Here is a 21,630-nt window from a genome sequence, read left to right on the forward strand (position 1 = left end):
TCATGCACTCCGCGTGTTTTTCTTGTTCAAGGATTTGACATCCAGAACTTCGGGGCTCTGCGCCTCATGGGGGTGTTCGCTACCTGCATAGACGCGCAGGTTGGTCATGATCTGGCGGCTCAGGCGGTTGCCGGGCAGCATGCGCTTGACCGCTTGGGTCACAACACGCTCAGGATGCGCGCCTTCGAGGATCTGTGCCTTGGTGCGCGACTTGATGCCACCGGGGTGGCCGGTGTGCCAGTAGAAGTGCTCTTCGCGCTTCTTGCCGGTCATCTGCACCTTATCGGCGTTGATGACGATCACGTTGTCGCCGCAATCCATATGCGGCGTGAAGGACGGCTTGTGCTTGCCGCGCAGGCGCATGGCAACGATCGAGGCGAGACGGCCCAGCACGACGCCTTCGGCGTCGATGATGATCCATTTCTTGTCGATATCTGCCGGTGTCGCAGAAAAGGTTTTCATGGATGAATTCCCGTTTGAGGTTGGTCGGAACGAGGAATCCCCGCCCGGTGTCTGATGGAGGCGTTATAAACACCTGCATCGCCGGGTCAAGCACATCAATACCTGATTTTATATTCGAAAACAATGTGTTATGATTTAGGTATAATAATACCCCATATTCCTACACGCTGATCTGCTCCGGTGGATTGTCCAGAAGGCAGCGCAGCCGCTGCATCGCCGCCTCGAAGGACCGCAGGGAGACATGGGCGTTCACCGCAATGCGCACCGCATGGGGCGCGCGGCCATCACGCAGGGCGAATTCATCGGCCGAGCGGATCTGCACGCCCTGCGCCTCTGCTGCGCGGCAGAACCCGGCGGCCCGCCACCCCGGCGGCAGTTGCAACCAGAGGAAGGGCACATCGCGCGACCATTCCAAGGCGTGGCCGCCCAGATGGTTCACCGCCACTTCGACATATTCCGCCAGTCTTTCACGAATATCCGCGCAGATCGCTTTGAGCCGTGGGTCCGTCAGGAGAATCCGCGTGGCTTCGGCCAAGGGACGCGCGAGACCGAAATAGCCATATTCCGCCACCCGCCGCAGGTCCGCCGCACGGCCTGCAGGTGCCAGCGCAAACCCCACCCGCAAGGCAGGCGTCAATTCCTTTGAGATCGAAGAGACATGCCAGACATGCTCGGGCCAAAGCGAGCGGTAGCTCGGCGCGCGGGCGTGGCCCATGCGGTAGCAATCATCCTCCAAAATCTCCAACCCATGCCGTTTGGCGACTTCCAACAGCGCACGCCGCCGTTCAAGGCTGGTGTGGCTGCCCGTGGGGTTATGCACCTCCGGCGTCGTGCAAAAGACCTGCGCCCCGCTGTCGCGCGCGGCCTTGTCCAGCGCTTCTGGCAGCACGCCCTCTGCGTCCATCGCCACCCCGACCACCTCGGCGCGCAGCACTTCCGCCGCGCGGCGAAACCCGGCGTAGGAGAGGTCTTCGACCAGCATCACCGGCTTCGGCCCTGAAAGGATCGCTTGCAGTACCAATACAATTCCACTCTGCCCACCGTGGGACAGCACGACGTCACGCTCGCTCAGTGGCCCGAGCGCGAGGTGCGACAGCCAGTCGACCACCGCTTGCCGCACCGGGGCATAGGCGTCGCGGGTGGGATAGTTCATCAGGTCTTCGCCCGGCACATCCGCCACCTGCCGCAGGGCGCTGCGGATCAGCGCCACCTGCCCCATGTCCGGCAGGCGCGGGCTGAAGAGGCTGACCGCATCCGTATCGGCAACCTCCAACTCTTTGATCCAACTATCTTGTTCGCGATTCCAGACATCTTCGCGAATGGCCGCCTGCGGCGGGGCGACAAAGGTGCCACGGCCCACCTCGGCCTCCAACAGCCCCTCATCGGTGAGGATGGTATAGGCCCGCGCCACGGTGCCGGGGGTGATCCCCAATTGCCACGCCAGTTCCCGCACCGGCGGCAGCTTATCCCCCACCGCCAAAGCGCCAGAGCTAATCCCCTGCCGGATGGTCAGCGCGACAAGCTTGTACTTCGGCCCCTGCCCCTCGGCCAACGTCGGCTGCCAAATTGTACCCATTACAATATTCCTGTGGTCAAATTGTATCGCGCTTTGTACCGTTGTATCTGTAGAAATTCTACACTTTGTGTCAATACAATTTCAAGGAGTTCCCCCATGACACAGGCACGCCCCCTTACCGCTGATGCAATGACATTGATGACATACCGCGCCCTGCCGGTCCCTGCGGTGATTGCGCTGCGCTTTGCGGCGGTCATGACCACATGGGCGGCCCGCCGACGCACCCGGATCGCGCTTGCCGCGCTTGAACCGTGGGAGCTTGAAGACGCGGGACTTACACCGGAACAAGCCTCGGCCGAGGCTTCCCGCGTGTTCTGGCGGGCGTAGCTTCCCTGTGGCGACTGCCAGACCTCTTCCTCGGGCCGGGTTTTCCCGGCCCTTTTTTGTGGCCTCTGAGAATTCCTCGGCCCGGAATCAAGCCGCAGGCGCCGGGCCATCGCCTGCCCGTCCCGGCGGGCTGGCGATTTGGTGAGGCTGGGCGCATTTGCGAGAAGGCGTATCACGGCTGCGCCATAAAGTGGCATGGACCGGCGTCGCAATCGCCACCCCACGGTCAGGCGCTGGCCCTAAACTCTGCCCCTTACCCCATCGACGCTGGCGGAATCGCATAGGTCAGCCCGGCCCGCGCCACGGGCTTGTCCGACCCTTCGGAATAGATCAACACATCCGTCACCGACAGCTGCCGCCCCAGCTTCAGCAGCTTGGCATGGGCCACCAGCGGCACATCCGCCAACGGTTTGCGCATGAAATCTATCGAGCAATTCGTCGTCACCGCCAACGCCTTGGGCCCGATCATCGCCAGCGTCACCAGATAGGCCGAAACATCCGCCAGCGCGAACATCGATGGGCCTGAAACAGTCCCTCCGGGCCGCAGATGGCGGCGGCTGGTCAACAGGCGCATGGTGATCTCGTTCTCGGCCACATGATCCACGGCGAAATCATCCGCCACCTGATCGAACACCTCCCGCATGAAGGCTTCCAACGCCTCCGCATCCATCACCACGGCCATACTTGTCCTCCCTGCTGTCCTCGGCGTAACGTTGGCGTGATCAACCGGGGAGGGCAAGGTGGCAATTCTTGACGTTACGGCACGCGGGCCGGTGACCCACCTGCGCATGAACGCCCCCGAACGGCTCAACGCCCTGTCGGACGAAATGCTGGCCGCCCTGCACGCGCGCTTCGACCAATTGGCCCAAGACCGCGCCACGCGGGTCATCGTCCTGTCCGGCGCTGGCAAAGCCTTCTGCGCGGGCCACGACCTGCGCCAAATGACCGCCATGCGCCAAGCCGAAGACGGGGGCGCGGCGGGCTTCAAGGACCTTTTCGACCGCTGCGCTGCCCTGATGGCCCGCATCCAAAGCCTGCCGCAGCCCGTCATCGCCCAAGTGCATGGCATCGCCACCGCAGCGGGCTGCCAATTGGTCGCCACCTGCGATCTGGCCATCTCCGCGGATGACTGCCGCTTTGGTGTCAACGGCGTGAACATCGGCCTCTTCTGCTCGACACCTATGGTCGCCCTGACCCGCAACATCCCGCGCAAACAGGCGTTCGAGATGCTCACCACCGGAGAGTTCATCTCCGCCCCCCGCGCTGCTGAACTGGGCCTGATCAACCGCGCCGTGCCGGGGGACCAACTGACCCAAGAAACCGAGGCACTGGCCGAGAAGATCGCCGCCAAACTCGGCACCGCCGTCGCCCATGGCAAAGGCGCCTTCTACCAACAGATGCAGATGCCCAGCTCACAAGCCTACGCCTTCACCGGCGAGGTCATGGTCCGCAACATGCTTGAGGCGGAAACACGCGAGGGCATCGACGCCTTCTTGGAAAAACGCCGCCCCGATTGGCCCCAATGATTGTTTCCAAAACCGCCAGCCTTTGTTGCCACGCGGGGGCTGGCAAATCTGGCGAAATCACGGCATAGTTATGTTAGGGCATAAAAACCCTAATGATTTTGGGTCGCCGCAGGCGGAAGGTCCCTCCGGGTCAGCCTCTCACTGACCGACCATTCCCGCCGCGGCGACCCCAAAACCATTCCTCTCCCGCAGCCTCATCGCCCCTTCTTGCCTGTTGCGTGCGGCGCTGCCCTGCCCTACATCGCCCCCATGACAGATACATTGCACATCATCGGCGGCGGCATGGCCGGATCAGAGGCGGCTTGGCAAGCGGCGAACGCGGGCGTGAAAGTCGTGATCCACGAAATGCGCCCCAAGGTCGAAACCTTCGCCCACCAAACCGGGCTTCTGGGCGAGATGGTCTGCTCCAACTCCTTCCGCTCGGATGATGACGAACAGAACGCCGTCGGCCTGCTGCATTGGGAAATGCGTGCCGCCGACGGGCTGATCATGGCCTGCGCCGACAAGAACCGCCTGCCCGCAGGCGGCGCATTGGCGGTAGACCGCGACCCCTTCGCGCAGAGCGTCACCGACACGCTGCTCGCCCACCCCAATATCACCGTGGAATATGGCGAAATCACCGAACTGCCGCGCGACGGCAAATGGATCATCGCCACCGGCCCGCTGACCTCGGGCAAGCTCGCCGAAGCCATCGCGGCTGAAACCGGCGCCGAGGCGCTGGCCTTTTTCGACGCCATCGCGCCCATCGTCTATTTCGACAGCATCGACATGTCCAAAGCCTGGATGCAGTCGCGCTATGACAAGGGCGAGACCGAGGAAGAGCGCACAGCCTACCTCAACTGCCCGATGGACAAGGAGCAATACGAGGATTTCATCGACGCGCTGCTGGCCGCCGAAAAGACCGAGTTCCGCGAGGGCGAAACCGCAGGCTATTTCGACGGCTGCCTGCCCATCGAAGTGATGGCCGAACGGGGCCGCGAAACCCTGCGCCACGGCCCGATGAAACCCGTGGGGCTGACCAATCCGCACCAGCCCGAGGTCAAGGCCCATGCCGTGGTGCAATTGCGCCGCGACAATAAACTGGGAACGCTGTACAATATCGTCGGCTTCCAAACCAAGATGAAGTACGGCGCGCAAACAGATGTTTTCAAACGCATTCCGGGGCTGGAAAACGCGCGCTTCGCCCGTCTGGGCGGCATTCACCGGAACTCCTTCATCAACTCGCCGACACTGCTCGACGACCAGATGCGCCTGCGCAGCCGCGACAATATCCGCTTTGCGGGTCAGATCACCGGTGTCGAAGGCTATGTCGAAAGCGCCGCCATGGGCCTGCTGGCGGGCCGTATGGCCGCTGCTGAAATCAAGGGCGGCAGCCTGCCCACCCCGCCCGACAGCACCGCCATGGGCGCGCTGATCACCCATATCACGGGCGGGGCCGAGGCAAAGACCTTCCAGCCGATGAACGTGAACTTCGGCCTCTTCCCCCCGGTCGAAGGGCTGAAATCGGGCCGCCGTGGCCGCAAGGACCGCTACAAAGCCTATACGGACCGCGCCAAGGCCGACTGGCAAACATGGCTTAATCAAGATTAACCCGGCGGGGGTTAACACTGGATCCTCCTGCTCATCCCCCATATCCTAAGGGCATGACACAGCATTTTTTTGACAAGGCCTATGCGGCGCGGGACACGAATGTGATCCGCAGCCTCTATGACGAATGGGCAAGCAGCTATGACGAGGACATCAAGGCGCAGGGCTATGCCACGCCCGACCGCGCCGCTGCCACGCTCGCAGAATTCCTCGACGACAAAGACCTGCCGGTCTTCGACATCGGCTGCGGCACCGGGCTGTCCGGCGCGGCGCTGAAACAGGCGGGTTTCACCACCATCGACGGCGGCGATGTTTCCGCCGCCATGCTAGAGCAAGCGCGCAAAAAAGGCATATACCGCAACCTATTAGAACTCGAAGTTGACGCGCCACTTCCCTTTGCGCCCGGGGCTTATGCAGCGATCAGCGCCATCGGCGTGATCGGCCCCGGTGCGGCCCCCATCAGCCTCTTCGATGCGCTGATGCATGGGTTAGAAAAGGGCGGTAAGCTTTTATTTTCACTCAATGAAAAGGCACTGGAAGATCGCGGTGCTTTAGGCATGATCCACGAATGGACCGATTGCGGCGCGGCGATCCTTCTCTTTGCCGAGGAAGGGCCGCACCTGCCCGGGATCGACATGAAGTCTACCGTATATCTGATTGAAAAGAATTGACTCTTACCACCAGATTCGCGCCATCCCCGACCGGACCACTGCACCTCGGCCACGCCTATTCCGCACTCTTGGCCCATGATCTGGCAAAGGCCGCAGGCGGCGATTTTCTGCTGCGGATCGAAGACATCGACCAATCCCGCGCGCGTGCGCATTGGGAGGCGCAGATCTACGAAGACCTCGCATGGCTGGGCATCGACTGGCCGCAACCCGTCATGCGGCAATCGGAACGAATGGCGGCCTATGAGGCCGCCCTAGATGTCCTCTGGTCGCGCAGTCTGCTCTATGCCTGCACCTGCAACCGCCGCGATATTGCCGCCGCCACCAGCGCGCCGCAAGAGGGAGCAGAACCCGTCTACGGCCCCGATGGCCTCATTTACCCCGGCACCTGCCGCACGGCAGGCCACTCCAAAGGCTCCGGCGCTCTGCGCCTGGATATGCGTAAGGCACTGGAAACCCTTGGCTATACCAAGCTAAGCTTCACCGAAAACGGCCAGGGGCCGAATGCCGAAACTGGGAAGATCACCCTCTCCCCTGATGAGTTGATCGGCACGGTCGGGGATGTGGTCTTGGCCCGCCGCGACATGGGCACGTCCTATCACCTTTCGGTCGTGCTCGACGACGCCGCGCAGGGGGTGACGCTGGTCCCGCGCGGGGCCGATCTGTTCGAGGCGACCTATATTCATGTGGTGCTACAGGCATTGCTGGATCTGCCGACGCCGCTGTACCACCACCACCGGCTGATCCGCGATGACAGCGGCAAACGACTGGCCAAACGTGATGACGCCCGCGCCATCGCGATCTATCGCGAGAACGGCGCCACGACCGATGAAATTCGTGAATTCGTCGGGCTTTAGCGCACGGTCTTAATCCATCGGCTTCATCAGTTCGACTTCTTCACCATCCTGAATCCTGGTGTAAAAGCAGCTCCGCCGCCCGGTGTGACAGGCAGGCCCGGTCTGATCGACCATCACCAATAGGCAATCCCGGTCACAATCGACGCGCATCTCGACCAGCTTTTGCACATTGCCGCTGGTTTCGCCCTTCACCCAGAACGCCTGCCGCGAACGGCTCCAATAGGTGACCTTGCCGGTCTCGAAGCTGCGCGCGATGCTCTGCGCATTCATCCACGCCAGCATGAGCACCTCATGGGTCTCGGCGTCCTGCGCAATGGCCGGGATCAACCCCGCTTCGTTGAACTGAAGGCTTGCAGGATCAAATGTCATCGGGCACCTCGTGGAAATATTTGCATCTGTCTCTGCGGCGCTTATGTAGGGTTTCAGCACGAAAAGGAACAGCCCATGTCGAATGAGACGGACCTCATCAAGCTCTACTCCGCGCGCATTCTCGCGCTCGCGGCCGAGATCCCCCACTTGGGCCGCATGGAAGCCCCGCAGGCCAGCGTGAAACGCCGCTCGCCGCTCTGCGGCTCCACCGTGACGGTCGATGTGCGGGTTGAGAATGGGCATCTGGCCGAGATGAAGCAGGACGTGAAAGCCTGCGCCTTGGGGCAAGCCGCCGCCGCCGTGGTGGGCGATGCCGCCCCCGGCAGATCGCTTGCGCAAATCGCAACCGCACGCGACCAACTGCGTGCCATGCTTAAAGGCGAAGGCTCGGTGCCGGATGCCCCTTTCGACGGTTTCGAGGTGCTGACCCCCGCCACCGCCTATAAAAACCGCCATGCCTCTATCATGCTCAGCATCGAAGCATTGACGGAAGCGATGCAAGAGGCCGAGGCACCTGCGGACGCGGGCGAACGCTGATCGCCGCCAGTCTCTGCAAGGCTCCCCCTGAAAAGCTAAAAAAACGCCGCACATCCTGCGAAGGATGGCGGCGTCAGTCGGCGTGCCTCATGTGGGACCCACTTTGCCGAAACCCGACGCGGACAGCCAAGTCGGAGCATCAAATTGGGACGGATGCAGCGGCAAAGCGGCATGAGAGCCTTGGCAGAACTCAGATAAAGGCGGGCAGATGCAGACCCACCACCAGCATCACGATCAAAGCGGCGGCCCCTGCTGCATCTTGCAGCAATGTGGCCTGTGATCTGACGGCGATAGATTTCAGGGCAGTGTAAGTCATCATCAATACCTCCTTATCTGTGTTGCTTCTTTGTTCTCATTTCTTCACCCGCAAGTAAAGAACTTTTTGAGAACATTCGCGAGCATAATGAGGTTTTGACTACTAACCCACTGTTATCAAACGGATCGCCTCATCCTGCCGCATCAGCCACAAAAGCAGTCTCACAGCCTTGCCGCGCGGCCCTTCGAGGCTGGGATCATCGGCCAAAAGCTTGCGGGCATCCGATTGCGCCACCGCCATCAGGCCCGCCTGACGCTCCAAATCCGCCACGCGGAAACGCGGCACGCCGGACTGCGCCGTGCCAATCAGATCCCCCGTTCCGCGCATCTTCAGGTCGGTTTCGGCGATGACAAACCCGTCCTCGGATTCGCGCAGCACCTCAAGCCGCTGGCGGCCCGTCTCGCTCAGCGGCGCTTGATACATCAAAAGGCAGGTCGAGGCGCCTGAGCCCCGCCCGACGCGACCCCGCAACTGGTGCAGCTGCGCGAGGCCGAAAATTTCGGCCCGTTCGACCACCATGATTGTCGCATTGGGCACGTCGACGCCCACTTCGATCACCGTGGTGGCCACCAGCACCTTGGTCTCCCCCGCTTGGAAGGCGCGCATGGCGGCGTCCTTCTCGGCGGGCGGCATTTGGCCGTGGACCAGCCCGACGACGCCCTCGCCCAGAGCGGCGCGCAGACGTTTGAACCGGTCCTCCGCCGCGGTGAGATCGCTGACTTCGCTTTCCTCAACTAGCGGACATACCCAGTAGCACTGCCGCCCCTCGCTGATCGCGTGGCGCATCCGGTCGATGACCTCATCCATCCGTGCGGTCGAGACGAGCGCCGTGCGAATAGGCTGCCGCCCGGGGGGCTTTTCGTCGAGGATCGACACATCCATATCGCCGTATTGCGCCAGCGCCAGACTGCGCGGAATCGGCGTGGCGGTCATTACCAACACATCAGCGAGCTTCCCCTTACGGCCCAGTTCCAGCCGCTGCCGCACGCCGAAACGGTGCTGTTCGTCAACCACGGCGAGGCGCAGATCGGCAAAGCTGACATCGGCCTGAAAGACCGCATGAGTACCGACGAGGATTTGGATATCGCCGCGTTCCAGCGCCGCGAGCTTGGCCCGACGCTCGCCCCCCTTGTCACGACCGATGAGCAGTTCCAGCACAACGCCCGCCTGTTCCGCCAGCGGTTGCAGCCCCATAAGGTGCTGACGGGAAAGGATTTCCGTCGGCGCCATCAGCACCGCTTGTCCCCCCGCCTCAACCGCGCGCAAGAGCGCCATGAAAGCCACCAGCGTCTTGCCCGCCCCCACATCGCCCTGCAACAGCCGGTTCATCCGCGTCTCGCGGCCCATGTCGGCGGTGATCTCTTCGATCGCGCGCTGCTGCGCGCCGGTGGGGCGATAGGGCAAGGAGGACAGCACCCTTTGCTGCAGCCGCCCGTCGCCCCGGTTCGCCCGCCCCATCTTGCGCCGCTCATTCTGTCGCGCCAGCGCCAAGGTCACCTGATGGGCGAAAAGCTCGTCATAGGCCAGCCGCTCGCGCGCAGGCGCGGTGGCAGTCAGATCCTCGGCCTTCTGCGGATCATGGGCGGCCTCTGCGGCGGCGGCGAAATCGGGCCAGCCGGCCTGCGCCACCTGCCCCGGATCGGCCCATTCGGCCACCACTGGCAGCCTTTTCAACGCGCCCCGGGTGGCCTTGTACATTAGCTTTTGTGTCAGCCCAGAGGTCAGCGGATAAACTGGCTCAAAATCGGGAATACTGCTGGCCTGATCCTCCGGCACCGCGAAATCGGGGTGGACCATCTGCGCCATCCCGTCGAAAAATTCCACCCGGCCCGAGACGATGCGACGGCTGCCTTCGGGTAATTGGCGTTGCCAGTAATCACCCCGCGCGTGGAAATAGACCAGTTGAAAACTGGTCTGCGCATCCTCGACCATGATGCGATAGGCGCCGCCCTTGTTGCGGGCCGGGCGATGCGCGCCGATGGTCACGGCGACGGTCAGTGTTGCGGGCAGATGGGCGTCCTTCACGCTGTCGCGCAGACGGCGGTCGATGCCGGAATGCGGCAGGGTAAAAATCAGATCGCGCGGCGCTTGGATGCCCAATTGCCCCAGCAATTGCGCTGTCTTAGGCCCCACCCCTTCGAGCGTTTCCAGCCCGGCGAAAAGCGGGAAAAGCTGTTCCGGTCTGCCGCTCATTGGCCGTCGATCAGGGCCAGCCAGCCGTCTTCATCCAAGATCTCGATCCCCAGTTCGGCGGCCTTTTTGGCCTTGGACCCGGCCCCCGGTCCGGCGACCAGAATGTCGGTCTTGCCGCTGACCGAGCCTGAGACCTTGGCCCCCAAACGCTCCGCGCGGGCCTTGGCCTCGGCACGGCTCATCTTCTCCAAGGTGCCGGTGAAGACAACCGTTTTGCCCGCCACGGGGCTGCCTTCGGTGTGGGGCCGCTCGGCAGGAATCACAGTCAGATGCGCCACCAACCGGTCGATCGAGGCGCGCTCCGCCTCTTGCGCGAAGGCCGAGACGAGCGAGCCCGCCATGACGCTGCCCACCCCATCGACGCCGATCAGATCGTCCCACGCCGGGCCGTCCAACCCGCGCGCCTCGGCCATGGCGGCCTCGAAACTCTGCCAATCGCCGTAGTGGAGCGCGATCAGGTTCGACGCCGCCTCGCCCACATGGCGGATCCCGAGGGCAAAAATCAGCCGCGCGATGGGGATTTCACGCCGATCTTCAATGGCTTGGAACAGGTTTTCGGCCGATTTCGGCCCCCAGCCTTCGCGGTTCTTCAACTGCTGCACGCCGCTGCCGTAACGCTCTTTCAGGGTGAAAATATCCGCAGGCTCTGCAATCCAGCCGTCGTGGTAGAACTGTTCGACCTGTTTGGCCCCCAAGCCATCAATGTCAAAGGCTTTGCGGCTCACGAAATGGATCATCTTTTCAACGGCTTGGGCCGGACAGATCAGCCCCCCGGTGCAGCGGCGCACCGCATCGCCCGGCTCGCGGATCGCATCCGATCCGCATTCCGGGCAGGTGGTCGGAAAGACGAAAGGCGCCGCATCCTCGGGGCGTTTCGACAGGTCAACATCGGCCACTTTGGGGATCACATCGCCCGCGCGGTAAATCTGCACCCAGTCACCGACGCGCACATCCTTGCCACCGCGGATTTCGGCACCCTTGCTGTCGAGCCCTTTGATGTAGTCCTCATTGTGCAGCGTCGCGTTGGAGACGACGACACCGCCCACCGTTACCGGCTGCAACCGCGCCACGGGGGACAATGCGCCGGTGCGGCCGACCTGAATATCGATGCTCTCAAGCCGGGTCCATGCCAGTTCGGCGGCGAATTTATGGGCCACGGCCCAACGCGGGGTGGTCGAGCGAAAACCGAGCCGGTCCTGCAGGGCAAGGTCATCGACCTTGTAGACCACGCCGTCGATATCATAGCCAAGCGTGGCGCGCTGCGCCTCGATCGTCTCGTAATGGGCGACCATATCGCCCGGCCCCTCGCAAAGCGCGGTCAAAGGGTTCGTCGAGAACCCCAGTTCCGCCAAACGGTCGATGGCGCCTTTTTGGGTGTCGGCCAAGGGGGCCGAAAGCGCGCCCCAAGCATAGGCGAAGAACCGCAAGGGTCGCGCGCGGGTAATTGCAGGGTCCAATTGGCGCAGCGATCCGGCAGCGGCATTGCGCGGGTTGGCGAAAGTCTTGCCGCCCCTTTCCGCCTGCCGCGCGTTCAGGGCCGCGAAATCGGCGTGGCTCATATAGACCTCGCCGCGCACCTCCAGCAGATCGGGCGCGTTCTTGAGCTCTTGCAGGATGTCTTGGATCGTGCGGGCGTTCGCGGTGACATTCTCACCCACAGCACCATCGCCGCGGGTGGCGGCCTGGACCAACACGCCGTTTTCGTAGCGCAGAGAAAGCGACAGCCCGTCGATCTTGGGCTCTGCCGTATAGGCCAGCGGCGCATCGGCGCCGAGGCCGAGGTATTTGCGGATCCGCGCGTCGAATTCGGTGACTTCCTCGGCGTCGAAAGCATTGGCGAGCGAGAGCATCGGCACCGCATGGCGTATCTTCCCAAAACCTTCGGCGACCGGTGCGCCGACCTGTTCTGAGGGACTATCGGCGCGCTTGAGGTTCGGGAAACGCGCTTCGATCTCGGCATTGCGGCGTTTGAGCGCGTCATATTCCGCATCGGAGATTTCCGGTGCATCCTCCGTATGATAGGCGGTGTTCGCCGCGCTTAGCACCTCGGCCAGCCGGGCCAATTCCGTCTCTGCCTGCGCTTTGGTCAGCGCTTCAACCTCGATCTGGGATGTCACGATCTGCCCCCGATATTGTCATCTGTCGCTTAGATAGGTGGCGATCAGGGGCAGGTCTAGCGATTTCAGGGCGAATGATTTTTGGCCCGGACCGAGGGGGATCAGGCGCTGGCGGCCAAATCCATCTCGACCGGGTCAGGATCGCGCAGCACATAGCCGCGGCCCCAGACCGTCTCGATATAGCTCTCCCCGCCGGTGGCTTGGCTCAGCTTCTTGCGAAGTTTGCAGATGAAGACATCGATGATCTTCAACTCAGGCTCATCCATGCCGCCATAGAGGTGGTTGAGAAACATTTCCTTGGTCAGGGTGGTGCCCTTCCGCAGGCTCAGCAGTTCGAGCATCTGATATTCCTTGCCGGTCAGATGCACGGGGGCATCGTTCACGCTGACGGTCTTGGCATCAAGGTTCACCGCCACTTGGCCCGTCTTGATGATGGATTGCGAATGCCCCTTGGACCGCCGAATGATGGCATGGATCCGGGCGACCAATTCTTCCCGATGAAAGGGTTTCGTCAAATAATCGTCGGCGCCGAAGCCGAAGCCCCTCAGCTTATTTTCCGTATCGTCGGAGCCCGAGAGGATCAGGATCGGCGTCTCGATCCGGGCGAGCCGCAACTGGCGCAGCACGTCATGGCCGTTCATATCCGGCAGATCGAGGTCGAGCAGGATCAAATCATAGTCGTAAAGCTTGGCCAGATCGATTCCCTCTTCGCCCAGGTCGGTGGCGTAGACGTTAAGATTCGCATGGGTCAGCATCAGTTCGATACTGCGAGAGGTCGTTGGGTCGTCTTCAACTAACAATACACGCATTTCGGTTACTCCGGCTCATCTTGGACGATGGGCTCACCCTGAGCAAAAAAGGTTAACTACCCGTTACCGATACTCGATAGGATAGATTAACAACTTAAAGTTGTCTATATTTTTTCAAGGCCGTGGCCTTCAGCGCGGCCTCCCCATGTTCGGTAACCGCATGTAACCACTCCATAAACTCCTCATCACTGATACCGTAACGCTCAAGCGCTTCGGATTGGGTGATCAGCCCATAGACCACCCCCCGCACCACCGCCGCCTTGCGCGAAGCGACCCACCTGCGGGTATCGGCGCTTGGCAAATCGGCGCGGGACATCACGCTCCCGTCAGCGAGGGTAACAGACCGTGGCCCATCGACTTTTTTCAGGTACATCGCATCATCCGCCATTGTTTTGGCGTCCAATAACCCCCACCTGCCTTAACGCGGCGTGAAGCCCGCCCTTGTGACTAGGTAGGATTTTCCTATATTCGCGCACAAACTCCGGAGAGACCCATGGCCCTTGATCAGACCCCGCCGCTCAATTCGCTTGGCTTTGCGAAAGCGCCTGCCGATACGCGCGTCGTCGTGGCGATGTCGGGCGGCGTGGACAGTTCTGTCGTCGCGGCCATGCTCAAGGACGAGGGCTATGACGTGGTGGGCGTCACCCTACAGCTTTACGATCACGGCGCGGCGCTGGCCAAGAAAGGCGCCTGCTGCGCGGGGGTTGATATCCAGGATGCCCGCCGCGTGGCCGAGGAGATGGGCTTTCCGCATTACGTCTTGGACTATGAGAACGTCTTCAAGGACGCCGTGATCGACGAGTTTGCCGACAGCTACCTCGGCGGCGCCACCCCGGTGCCCTGTATCCGCTGCAACGAGCGGGTGAAGTTCAAGGATCTGCTGGAAACCGCCAAGGACCTCGAGGCCGATTGCATGGCCACCGGCCATTACATCCAGCGCAAGATGGGCGAGAGCGGGCCGGAGCTGCATGCCGCCGCCGACGGCAACCGCGACCAGAGCTATTTCCTGTTCTCGACGACCGAAGAGCAGCTGTCCTACCTGCGCTTCCCGCTGGGCCATCTGCCGAGCAAGGACGACACCCGCAAGCTCGCCGCGAAATACGGGCTCGAGGTCGCCGACAAACCCGACAGCCAGGACATCTGCTTTGTCCCCAATGGCGACTACGCCGCGGTGATCCGCAAACTGCGCCCCGAGGCCGCCGATCCGGGCAACATCGTCGACACCGAGGGCAACGTTCTGGGCAGCCACGAGGGCGTGATCCACTACACCATTGGCCAGCGCCGCGGCCTCGGCATCGGCGGTCTGGCCGATCCGCTCTACGTCGTGAAGCTCGACCCTGAGCGCAAAGAGGTGGTCGTCGGCCCGAAATCCATGCTCGCCACTCGCAAGATCCCGGTGCGTGAGATCAATTGGCTGGGCGATGCGCCCCTGACCTCGCAGGCGGAATGGAACATCGCCGTGCGCGTGCGCTCTACCCGTCCACCGCGCGATGCAATCCTGCGCCCGATCAGCGAGACGGAGGCCGAGGTCGAGCTGCTCACCGCCGAGGAAGGCGTCTCTCCCGGGCAGGCCTGTGTTTTCTATGATCCTGAAAGCACGCGCATTTTCGGCGGCGGCTGGATTCACCGCGGCTGACAGCCCTTAAAGTCGCGCCAGCACCGCCCGCGCGGCTCGCAGGCCGGGTGCCTCACCCCCCTGCCCCAGACGCTGCATCGTCAGCACCATGGCGTCCTTCTGGGCGCCGGGCGCGCGCAGCACCTGCAAAACCCCTTCGGCAATCGGACCGGGGCGGCAGTTCGCGCCGATGAATTCCGGCACCACGCGGGTTTCCGAAACGAGGTTGACCAGCGTCACCGTATCCACCCGCAGCATCCGCCCGATGATCTGGCGGCTGATCCAATTCATGTCATAGGCGATGACCATCGGCGTGTTCACAGCGGCAAGCTCCAGCGACACGGTGCCCGAGGCCGCAAGCGCCACATCCGCCGCGCGGAAGGCGGCGCGCTTGCTGGCGGTGAAAGCCTCGGCACTTTGGTCGCGCGGGTCTAGCACCAGCGGGCTGCCCGCCCAGTTGCGCGTGACCTGTTTGACCAAGGCCGCCACGGGGGCCGCCGCAGGGACGACGACGCGCAAGGACGGCTCCGCCTCGACCAATCGCGCGACGACCTGCTGGAACACCGGGGCCAGCCGCGTGACCTCCCCCCGGCGCGAACCGGGCAGGGCAAGCAACAAGGGCGCATCGGCGAGGCGGTGTTCGGCGCGGAACGACGCCGCGGCGGCGTCATCGGCCACGGGCTCGGCCACCACCGGGTGGCCGACGAAATCACAGGCCATGCCTGCCGCTTCCATATAGGGCGGCTCGAAGGGGAACAGGGCGAGGACGTGATCGACGGAACGAGCCATCTTCTCGGCCCTGCCGGGGCGCCAAGCCCAGACGGTTGGGGCCACGTAATGCACTGTTCTGATGTCGGATTTCTCTTTCACCTTACGCGCCACGCGCAGTGAGAAATCGGGGCTGTCGATGGTGATGAGCACATCCGGCCTCAACTCGACCACCGCCTGCGCCGTCTCGTTGATCCGGGCCATCAGCGCGCGATATTTCGGCAGGATTTCGGCCAGCCCCATAACGCTGAGCTCATCCATATTAAAGCGGCTTTCCAGCCCCTCAGCCATCATCTGCGGCCCACCGATGCCGTCAAATGTCACCTCGGGGCAGAGCTCTTTCAGCCCCGCCATGAGCGCGCCGCCCAACCGGTCGCCCGAAGGCTCGCCTGCCAGAATGAACACCTTCATCCCGCGTCCCCCTCTCGGACCCAAAGCACCAATCCTAGTTCATCGGCCAGCGCCACGCAGGCGTCACGCTCCAGCAACATCACGCCGCCCGCCTTGACCACCACGCCCGCCAGCCCCGCCGCATGGGCGGCGCGCAGCGTGTCGGGGCCGATGGTGGGCAGGTCGATCTCACGGATTTGGCCAGTTTTCGGGCCTTTGCAGAGCACTGCGCGCGCGCCCTGTACCGCTTCTGGCAGGGTCGCGAGCAGGTGATCCGTGCCCCCAATGGCCTCAACCCCGTAGACCTGTTCGCGCCCGATCACGCAGGCCTGCCCGATGTCCAAGCTTGCCAACCCGTCCAGCACCGCCGTGCCGCGCGCCGCATCCCGGCGCATCTGATCGTCGGGCCGCTCGCGGGACAGCACACCGCTGTCGGCCAGCAGGTCCGGGACGAGTTCATCGGCCCCAACCACCCGCAGGCCGTGATCTTCGAAAATCGTCTTGATCACCTCAAGCGCGCCATTGTCGCCCGCCGCAAGGGCGGCTTTGAACTGCGGCACCAAGGGCGCCGTGCGCATGTCGAGCTTGGCAGGATCGAGCGTAGGCCGGTCAATCGCACCGCAGAGGCACACCTCGCGGATGCCAAGGCTCAGAAGATGCGCAAGCAGGCTGCCCAAAGTCTCCAACCGAAAGGTCAGATCGGCCTTCAGCCCATCGGGCGCGCAGCCCTCATAGGCGCAGACCAAAGGCGGCACGTCCTGCGCCGCCGCCACCCGTGCGGGCAGGCCGCCGCGCCCGGCGATCAGCGCAAGGCTCATTTCGGCGTCAGGAAATGGCGGCCCGTGTCGGCCATGACGAAATCGACGATCTGGCGGACGTAATCGCTTTGCGTCTCGTCCCCCAAACGCCGCGCCCGGTCCGAGAATGTCCCCTCGCCCTGCGCCAGCATCTGGAACGCGGCCCTGAGCGCCGTGATATCGCTGCGCGCCACGCCCGCGCGTTTCAGCCCAACGAGGTTCAGTCCGTCAAGATCACCGCGCGGCGCTTGCACGAGGCCGTAGGGGATCACGTCATTCGTCACCATGGTCACAGCGCCAATGATCGCGCCCTGCCCAATGCGCACCCATTGATGAATGCCAGACAGCCCGCCGATGATCACGTCATCTTCAAGCACGCAATGCCCCGCCACGGCGGCATTGTTCACCACGATCACCCGATTGCCGACCACGGCGTCATGGGCGATGTGGCAGCCAGCCATGAAGAGCCCGTCATCGCCCACGCGAGTTACCCCGCCGCCACCTTCGGTGCCGCAGTTCATGGTGACATGTTCGCGGATGCGGTTCCGCTCCCCGATGACCAGTCGGCTGGCTTCGCCCTTGAACTTCAGATCCTGCGGAATCTCACCGATCACCGCGAAAGAGAAGATCACCGTGCCCGCGCCGACCTCGGTCCGGCCGGTGACGACGACATGGGATTTCAATTCCACATCCGCCTTCAACACGACCTCGGGCCCGACCACGCAGAAAGGGCCGACGCGCGCCGAAGGGTCGATCTGCGCGCCCTCTTCGATCACGGCACTGGGGTGGATATTGCTCATGCCGCGTCCTGCGGGAGGTCCAACATCGCCATGAACTCGGCCTCGGCGGCCATTTCACCCTCAACGGTGGCCACGCCGCCGAACTTCCAAATCTTCGCACCCGGCTTGCCGCGCAGGGTCTTGAGGTCCATCCGCAGCACATCGCCGGGGCCAACCTTGCGGCGGAACTTACATTTGTCGATGGACATGAAATAGATCAGCATGTCGCGGTCCTGCATGCCGAGGGCCGTGCCCACCATCACACCCGCGGTCTGGGCCATCGCCTCAACGATGGTGACGCCCGGCATGATCGGCGTGCCGGGAAAATGGCCCTGGAAATGCGGCTCGTTCATGGTGACGTTTTTGTAGCCGACAGCACTCTCGGTGCCCGCGATCTCTTCGACCTTGTCGACCAGCAAAAAGGGATAGCGGTGCGGCAGGATGCGCTGGATCATTTGGATATCGGCGCGCAGCAGCTCTTCGGTCATGGACTGTCCTTTGTCTCAGAAGGTTGCCGAAGGGCTACCAATTCGGACGGCTGGGGGCAAGCATCCCGGCGGGGGCGGCGCTTACTCGGCGTCCGTCAGCCCGCTGCCGATCGTCTCGTCCAGAAGCGCAATCGCCTCATCCGTGACCTCAATCGCGGAGGACGTGACAAAGACCCGACGCCGCTCCAGAATGACCGCCGCGTCGGAATTGCGCATCAACTGCTCAAGCACCGGGGCCGCGGCGGCCAGAAACCGCTCGCGCTCAAGGTCCAGCGCCTCGCTCAGCGCCCGGTTCTTCGCCGCCTGCTCTGCCCTTGTGCGCTGCACCTTTTCGTCAAAAGCATCGGCCAAAAGCCGGAACTGCGCCGGTTTCAGCTGAGAGCGTTTTTCGGTGAGTTCGCGTTCCTCCGCCTCAAGCGCCGCTTCGATCTCGCGGTTCTCGGCGGCAAGCTCATCGCTCTGGGCTTCGATCTCGCGGCTGACGCGCTGGCCAAAGGCACTGTCGCGGAACAGGCGTTCGGAATCGATGGTCAGCACCGGGCTGATCACGCCGCCCTGCGCCGGGGCGGGCGTGTTTGTCTGAGGGTCTGCCAAGGGCCCCTGCTGCGCAACGCCGGGGGCGGCCCCGGCCAGCATCATCACCAAGGGGATGAAGGCGCGGCGCATGGGCTTAGAACGTGGTCCGCAGGGTAACCTCAAAGCTCTGCTCTTTGTCAAAGCTCTCTTTCTTCAGCGCGTCGGAGACGTTGAACTGAAGCGGGCCAAGCGGCGTGTCCCAGAAGACCGAGAAGCCGATCACATGACGGAACGAACCGCTTTCGCCGACGATGGTGCCGCCGGAGGTGTCCACATCGCTCAGATCCCACAGGTTGCCCACGTCGTAGAAGACGCCGCCGGTGATGCCATATTCCTCAGGCAGACCCAGCGGGAACTCGGCCTCGAAACGGGCCACGGCAAAAAGGTTGCCACCAAGCGCGTCGTCCACCCCGTTGCTCTGATCGCGCGGGCCGATGCCGCCCGGCTCAAAGCCGCGCATGATCGACGGGCCGAGGATAAAACGGTCAACCGCACGGTTGGTACCGCTGTTCCACGACAGCGCCCCGCCTTCGAGCGTGGCACGCAGGGTGACTTCCTCGTTAAAGATACGCTTCTCGCCCGCGACTTTGGCCGTGGTCTTGATATATTCGTTGTCGCCGCCAAGCCCGGCAAAGTCCTGTCCGAACTCGAACAGAACGCCCTGTGTCGGGTCCAGCCCGCTGCGGCGGGTGTCGTAGGTATAGGTATAGCCAACGGAGGAGGAGAAGAGCGCGCCCTCGGCGATTTCATTCGCGATGGTGGCGCTGTTGTCCTCGTCGTCCCGCTCCAGCATCTCGATCCCTTCGAGGGTATAGCGCGTCGACAGACGGCCATTCTCGCTGACCGGGAAGGTCAGGCTGGGCTGGAAGACCAGACGTTCGGTGTCATAGCTGGTATAGGAGGAATTGGTCTCGGCATAGTCCAGCTTGAGACCAAGCGCCACGTCACGCCCAAGGAAGCGCGGCTCGACAAAGGTCACGCCATAGCGCGTCGCATCCTCGGCAGTGGAGATCGACAGGTTCAGCCGCTGGCCGCGCCCGAGGAAGTTTTCCTCTTGGAAGCTGACCGCCACACCGAAACCGTCGTTGTTCGAGAAGGAGCCGCCGAAGTTCAGAGACCCTGTGGGCTTCTCTTCCACGTCCACGTCGATCACGACCTGTTCGGGGCTGGAGCCTTGGCGGGCATTGACCTCTGCCGTCTCGAAATACTGCAACGCGCGGATGCGTTCTGCTGCTTGGCGGATTTCGCGTGGGTTGAAGGGGTCCCCCTCAACGCTGTCGAACTCGCGCCGGATCACACGGTCGAGCGTGGTGGTGTTGCCTTCGATGTCGATCCGCTCAACAAAGATGCGCTCACCACGGGAGAGTTTGTAGGTCACGTTAAGCGACAGATCGCGGTCATTGCGGTCGATCACCGGCTCGACCCGCAGGAAATCGACGCCATCGCGGATCGCTTGGCGCTCGATCCGGGCGATGTCATTCTCGATCAGGGTCGGGGAATAGATCACGCCGGGGCGGATCTTAAGCAGGTCGCGATAGGCCGCCGCATTCAGGCCGGGCACTTCGGATTCCAGCTTCACCTCGCCGAAACGGAACTGCTGCCCCTCGGTGATGTTATAGGCCACAAAGACGCCATCACGCTCTTCGGTCAACTCGGCATTCACCGCCTCGGTGCGCATGTCGACATAGCCGCGCGACAGGTAGAAATCCCGCAGCAACTGTTTGTCGGCCTCGACGCGGCCTTCGACATAGGTGTCGCGTTTGACCAAACGGCGGAACAGACCAGCCTGTTTGGTGCCCAGAACGCGGCGCAGGCGGCGGTCGGAATAGACGCGGTTGCCGACAAAGCTCAGACGCTCGATCTCGACATTGTCGCCTTCGAAAATCTCGAACACCAGATCGACGCGGTTCTGGTCGCGGCGGATGATGCGCGGCTGCACGCGGGCCGACAAGCGCCCCTCGTTGCTATACGCCTCCGCGATGGCGGCGGCGTCTTGCTCGGCTTGGCTGGGGTTGAACACCCGACGCTCGGTCGAGCCGATGAGTTCGGCCAGCATCTCATCCTTGATGCGGCGGTTGCCCTCAAAGCTGACGCGGTTCAGCGTCGGCAGTTCGACCACCGTGATCACCAGCGTGCCGCCCTGCGGCTCAAGCGAGACGGATTCGAACAGACCCGAGTTTTGCAGGTTCTGGTAGGCGTCGTTCAACTGACCGCCCGTCACCGCCTGCCCGCGCCCGATGCCCGCGCGGCGCAGGATGGCGCTATCGCCAATCCGCTCATTGCCGTCGATGACGACCGTGTTGAACTGATATTGCTGCGCCTGCGCTTGGCTGCTGGGCACGAGCCACGCGACGGACAACATGACACAAAGCGATGCCCCCCGAAGGGTCTTGCCGACATTGCTGCGCTGCGCCCATTCGACGGGCATTCTGCCCTCGTTCCTCAGTCCCATTACACCGACCCGTTTTTTTACGACATTGTTGTCAACCTGACTACGCAGGTTAACGGGGTTTGTCAAAAGCAACGGCGGGAAAAATATACCATATCATGCGGCAAGTTGAGCCAGAATGACATGATGGGACAAGATCGTGTGAAACTGCCCGATCCGGCAACTCGCAGCGGTCAGAGAGAGGCGACAAAGGCTCCGGCGGAAAGCGCCGCGGCAATGGCCGCGCCAAAGAACGCGCGGTCCCAATTCAGGTCCAAAAGCAGGCTCAGGCCGCGGTATGTTCCTTGCAAGACGTGCATTTTCGGTTCCTTCTCGATGAAGGGAAACCATAGCCAAAGATTGCGGCACGATTTTGTTCAATCGTGGCCATTTGAAGGCATTGCGCCCTGCCCCGAAGGGCAAGGCGCAGGCTCTCTTTCGCTGT

At 62.8% G+C, this 21,630-nt stretch carries 23 protein-coding genes; 7 read left to right on the top strand and 16 right to left on the bottom strand.

Annotation, left to right across the window (positions count from 1 at the left end):
• Together rplM and ACGYKA_RS12675 are read right to left on the bottom strand one after the other, a co-directional pair.
• Window positions 1-462, bottom strand: a complete 462-nt coding sequence (gene rplM, locus ACGYKA_RS12670) for a 50S ribosomal protein L13 (protein WP_067266879.1) — start codon at window positions 460-462, stop codon at window positions 1-3.
• A gap of 160 nt (window positions 463-622) precedes the next feature.
• On the bottom strand, window positions 623-2,038 hold the full coding sequence (locus ACGYKA_RS12675) for a PLP-dependent aminotransferase family protein (RefSeq protein ID WP_394409003.1): 1,416 nt from the start codon (window positions 2,036-2,038) through the stop codon (window positions 623-625).
• 96 nt (window positions 2,039-2,134) lie between these two features.
• Here ACGYKA_RS12675 and ACGYKA_RS12680 point away from each other — a divergent pair, with 96 nt between their 5' ends.
• Entirely contained in the window at window positions 2,135-2,365 is a 231-nt protein-coding gene (locus tag ACGYKA_RS12680) for a DUF1127 domain-containing protein (protein WP_394409001.1), read from the top strand.
• A 253-nt stretch (window positions 2,366-2,618) separates the two neighbouring features.
• On the opposite strand, the gene ACGYKA_RS12685 is transcribed toward ACGYKA_RS12680, so the two are convergent.
• Window positions 2,619-3,047 (bottom strand): PaaI family thioesterase, encoded by a 429-nt coding sequence (locus ACGYKA_RS12685; RefSeq protein WP_209218884.1) that lies wholly within the window; start codon window positions 3,045-3,047, stop codon window positions 2,619-2,621.
• 58 nt (window positions 3,048-3,105) lie between these two features.
• Between ACGYKA_RS12685 and ACGYKA_RS12690 the strand changes: the two genes are divergently transcribed.
• The 4 genes from ACGYKA_RS12690 (at window position 3,106) to gluQRS (ending at window position 7,003) form a co-directional block, all read left to right on the top strand.
• Window positions 3,106-3,891: an enoyl-CoA hydratase gene (locus ACGYKA_RS12690; RefSeq protein ID WP_394408999.1), complete on the top strand. Its 786-nt coding sequence runs from the start codon at window positions 3,106-3,108 to the stop codon at window positions 3,889-3,891.
• Window positions 3,892-4,140: 249 nt separating this feature from the next.
• Entirely contained in the window at window positions 4,141-5,481 is a 1,341-nt protein-coding gene (gene trmFO, locus ACGYKA_RS12695) for a methylenetetrahydrofolate--tRNA-(uracil(54)-C(5))-methyltransferase (FADH(2)-oxidizing) TrmFO (protein ID WP_394408997.1), read from the top strand.
• A gap of 53 nt (window positions 5,482-5,534) precedes the next feature.
• Window positions 5,535-6,149 carry a class I SAM-dependent DNA methyltransferase gene (locus tag ACGYKA_RS12700; RefSeq protein WP_394408995.1) on the top strand — a complete coding sequence of 205 codons (615 nt, stop codon included), beginning with the start codon at window positions 5,535-5,537 and terminating at the stop codon, window positions 6,147-6,149.
• A complete protein-coding gene (gene gluQRS / locus ACGYKA_RS12705) occupies window positions 6,146-7,003 on the top strand; it encodes a tRNA glutamyl-Q(34) synthetase GluQRS (protein ID WP_394408993.1) in 858 nt (285 codons plus the stop codon). The genes ACGYKA_RS12700 and gluQRS overlap by 4 nt, the downstream gene beginning before the upstream one ends.
• A 9-nt stretch (window positions 7,004-7,012) precedes the next feature.
• Here the strand turns inward: gluQRS and hisI are convergent, their stop codons facing one another.
• A complete protein-coding gene (hisI, locus tag ACGYKA_RS12710; RefSeq protein ID WP_394438987.1) occupies window positions 7,013-7,372 on the bottom strand; it encodes a phosphoribosyl-AMP cyclohydrolase in 360 nt (119 codons plus the stop codon).
• A gap of 75 nt (window positions 7,373-7,447) precedes the next feature.
• On the opposite strand from hisI, the gene ACGYKA_RS12715 reads away from it, so the two are divergent.
• Window positions 7,448-7,909, top strand: a complete 462-nt coding sequence (locus ACGYKA_RS12715; protein ID WP_394408989.1) for an iron-sulfur cluster assembly scaffold protein — start codon at window positions 7,448-7,450, stop codon at window positions 7,907-7,909.
• Between the two features lie 190 nt (window positions 7,910-8,099).
• Here ACGYKA_RS12715 and ACGYKA_RS12720 read toward each other — a convergent pair whose 3' ends face one another.
• The 5 genes from ACGYKA_RS12720 to ACGYKA_RS12740 form a co-directional block, all read right to left on the bottom strand.
• Window positions 8,100-8,228 (bottom strand): hypothetical protein, encoded by a 129-nt coding sequence (locus ACGYKA_RS12720; protein WP_269451604.1) that lies wholly within the window; start codon window positions 8,226-8,228, stop codon window positions 8,100-8,102.
• A gap of 99 nt (window positions 8,229-8,327) precedes the next feature.
• The gene (recG, locus tag ACGYKA_RS12725; RefSeq protein ID WP_394408987.1) at window positions 8,328-10,418 is read right to left on the bottom strand and encodes an ATP-dependent DNA helicase RecG; all 2,091 of its coding nucleotides are present in this window, start codon (window positions 10,416-10,418) and stop codon (window positions 8,328-8,330) included.
• On the bottom strand, window positions 10,415-12,535 hold the full coding sequence (ligA, locus tag ACGYKA_RS12730; protein WP_394408985.1) for an NAD-dependent DNA ligase LigA: 2,121 nt from the start codon (window positions 12,533-12,535) through the stop codon (window positions 10,415-10,417). The genes recG and ligA overlap by 4 nt, the downstream gene beginning before the upstream one ends.
• A 101-nt stretch (window positions 12,536-12,636) precedes the next feature.
• Entirely contained in the window at window positions 12,637-13,344 is a 708-nt protein-coding gene (ctrA, locus tag ACGYKA_RS12735) for a response regulator transcription factor CtrA (RefSeq protein WP_271687449.1), read from the bottom strand.
• A 94-nt stretch (window positions 13,345-13,438) separates the two neighbouring features.
• Complete coding sequence (locus tag ACGYKA_RS12740; protein ID WP_067266163.1) at window positions 13,439-13,717, bottom strand: DUF1153 domain-containing protein; 279 nt, start codon at window positions 13,715-13,717, stop codon at window positions 13,439-13,441.
• A gap of 120 nt (window positions 13,718-13,837) precedes the next feature.
• On the opposite strand from ACGYKA_RS12740, the gene mnmA reads away from it, so the two are divergent.
• Window positions 13,838-14,980, top strand: coding sequence for a tRNA 2-thiouridine(34) synthase MnmA (mnmA, locus tag ACGYKA_RS12745; protein ID WP_394408983.1), 1,143 nt, complete (start codon window positions 13,838-13,840; stop codon window positions 14,978-14,980).
• A 6-nt stretch (window positions 14,981-14,986) separates the two neighbouring features.
• On the opposite strand, the gene lpxB is transcribed toward mnmA, so the two are convergent.
• The 7 genes from lpxB to ACGYKA_RS12780 all read right to left on the bottom strand — a co-directional run bounded on the left by lpxB (window position 14,987) and on the right by ACGYKA_RS12780 (window position 21,505).
• A complete protein-coding gene (lpxB, locus tag ACGYKA_RS12750) occupies window positions 14,987-16,138 on the bottom strand; it encodes a lipid-A-disaccharide synthase (protein ID WP_394408980.1) in 1,152 nt (383 codons plus the stop codon).
• Window positions 16,135-16,935, bottom strand: coding sequence for an LpxI family protein (locus ACGYKA_RS12755; protein ID WP_394408977.1), 801 nt, complete (start codon window positions 16,933-16,935; stop codon window positions 16,135-16,137). Before ACGYKA_RS12755 ends, lpxB begins: the two co-directional genes overlap by 4 nt.
• Window positions 16,932-17,714: an acyl-ACP--UDP-N-acetylglucosamine O-acyltransferase gene (gene lpxA / locus ACGYKA_RS12760; RefSeq protein ID WP_136720306.1), complete on the bottom strand. Its 783-nt coding sequence runs from the start codon at window positions 17,712-17,714 to the stop codon at window positions 16,932-16,934. The genes ACGYKA_RS12755 and lpxA overlap by 4 nt, the downstream gene beginning before the upstream one ends.
• Window positions 17,711-18,181 carry a 3-hydroxyacyl-ACP dehydratase FabZ gene (gene fabZ, locus ACGYKA_RS12765; protein WP_067264885.1) on the bottom strand — a complete coding sequence of 157 codons (471 nt, stop codon included), beginning with the start codon at window positions 18,179-18,181 and terminating at the stop codon, window positions 17,711-17,713. The genes lpxA and fabZ overlap by 4 nt, the downstream gene beginning before the upstream one ends.
• Before the next feature lie 81 nt (window positions 18,182-18,262).
• On the bottom strand, window positions 18,263-18,847 hold the full coding sequence (locus tag ACGYKA_RS12770; protein ID WP_394438991.1) for an OmpH family outer membrane protein: 585 nt from the start codon (window positions 18,845-18,847) through the stop codon (window positions 18,263-18,265).
• A gap of 4 nt (window positions 18,848-18,851) precedes the next feature.
• Window positions 18,852-21,185 carry an outer membrane protein assembly factor BamA gene (bamA, locus tag ACGYKA_RS12775; protein WP_394408971.1) on the bottom strand — a complete coding sequence of 778 codons (2,334 nt, stop codon included), beginning with the start codon at window positions 21,183-21,185 and terminating at the stop codon, window positions 18,852-18,854.
• 194 nt (window positions 21,186-21,379) lie between these two features.
• Window positions 21,380-21,505, bottom strand: coding sequence for a hypothetical protein (locus tag ACGYKA_RS12780; protein WP_269451576.1), 126 nt, complete (start codon window positions 21,503-21,505; stop codon window positions 21,380-21,382).
• Window positions 21,506-21,630 lie beyond the last annotated feature (125 nt).

It is taken from the genome of Sulfitobacter sp. 1A15106 (assembly GCF_043556995.1).
GTDB lineage: Bacteria > Pseudomonadota > Alphaproteobacteria > Rhodobacterales > Rhodobacteraceae > Sulfitobacter > Sulfitobacter faviae.

Coding starts and splice junctions, on each gene's coding strand:
- lpxB (WP_394408980.1), bottom strand. CDS start 16,138: ATGAAGGTGTTCATTCTGGCAGGCGAGCCTTCGGGCGACCGGTTGGGC.
- recG (WP_394408987.1), bottom strand. CDS start 10,418: ATGAGCGGCAGACCGGAACAGCTTTTCCCGCTTTTCGCCGGGCTGGAA.
- ACGYKA_RS12740 (WP_067266163.1), bottom strand. CDS start 13,717: ATGTACCTGAAAAAAGTCGATGGGCCACGGTCTGTTACCCTCGCTGAC.
- ctrA (WP_271687449.1), bottom strand. CDS start 13,344: ATGCGTGTATTGTTAGTTGAAGACGACCCAACGACCTCTCGCAGTATC.
- ACGYKA_RS12700 (WP_394408995.1), top strand. CDS start 5,535: ATGACACAGCATTTTTTTGACAAGGCCTATGCGGCGCGGGACACGAAT.
- mnmA (WP_394408983.1), top strand. CDS start 13,838: ATGGCCCTTGATCAGACCCCGCCGCTCAATTCGCTTGGCTTTGCGAAA.
- bamA (WP_394408971.1), bottom strand. CDS start 21,185: ATGCCCGTCGAATGGGCGCAGCGCAGCAATGTCGGCAAGACCCTTCGG.
- ACGYKA_RS12770 (WP_394438991.1), bottom strand. CDS start 18,847: ATGCGCCGCGCCTTCATCCCCTTGGTGATGATGCTGGCCGGGGCCGCC.
- ACGYKA_RS12755 (WP_394408977.1), bottom strand. CDS start 16,935: ATGAGCCTTGCGCTGATCGCCGGGCGCGGCGGCCTGCCCGCACGGGTG.
- ACGYKA_RS12715 (WP_394408989.1), top strand. CDS start 7,448: ATGTCGAATGAGACGGACCTCATCAAGCTCTACTCCGCGCGCATTCTC.
- ACGYKA_RS12680 (WP_394409001.1), top strand. CDS start 2,135: ATGACACAGGCACGCCCCCTTACCGCTGATGCAATGACATTGATGACA.
- ACGYKA_RS12675 (WP_394409003.1), bottom strand. CDS start 2,038: ATGGGTACAATTTGGCAGCCGACGTTGGCCGAGGGGCAGGGGCCGAAG.
- ACGYKA_RS12685 (WP_209218884.1), bottom strand. CDS start 3,047: ATGGCCGTGGTGATGGATGCGGAGGCGTTGGAAGCCTTCATGCGGGAG.
- trmFO (WP_394408997.1), top strand. CDS start 4,141: ATGACAGATACATTGCACATCATCGGCGGCGGCATGGCCGGATCAGAG.
- hisI (WP_394438987.1), bottom strand. CDS start 7,372: ATGACATTTGATCCTGCAAGCCTTCAGTTCAACGAAGCGGGGTTGATC.
- ACGYKA_RS12780 (WP_269451576.1), bottom strand. CDS start 21,505: ATGCACGTCTTGCAAGGAACATACCGCGGCCTGAGCCTGCTTTTGGAC.
- fabZ (WP_067264885.1), bottom strand. CDS start 18,181: ATGACCGAAGAGCTGCTGCGCGCCGATATCCAAATGATCCAGCGCATC.
- rplM (WP_067266879.1), bottom strand. CDS start 462: ATGAAAACCTTTTCTGCGACACCGGCAGATATCGACAAGAAATGGATC.
- ACGYKA_RS12720 (WP_269451604.1), bottom strand. CDS start 8,228: ATGATGACTTACACTGCCCTGAAATCTATCGCCGTCAGATCACAGGCC.
- lpxA (WP_136720306.1), bottom strand. CDS start 17,714: ATGAGCAATATCCACCCCAGTGCCGTGATCGAAGAGGGCGCGCAGATC.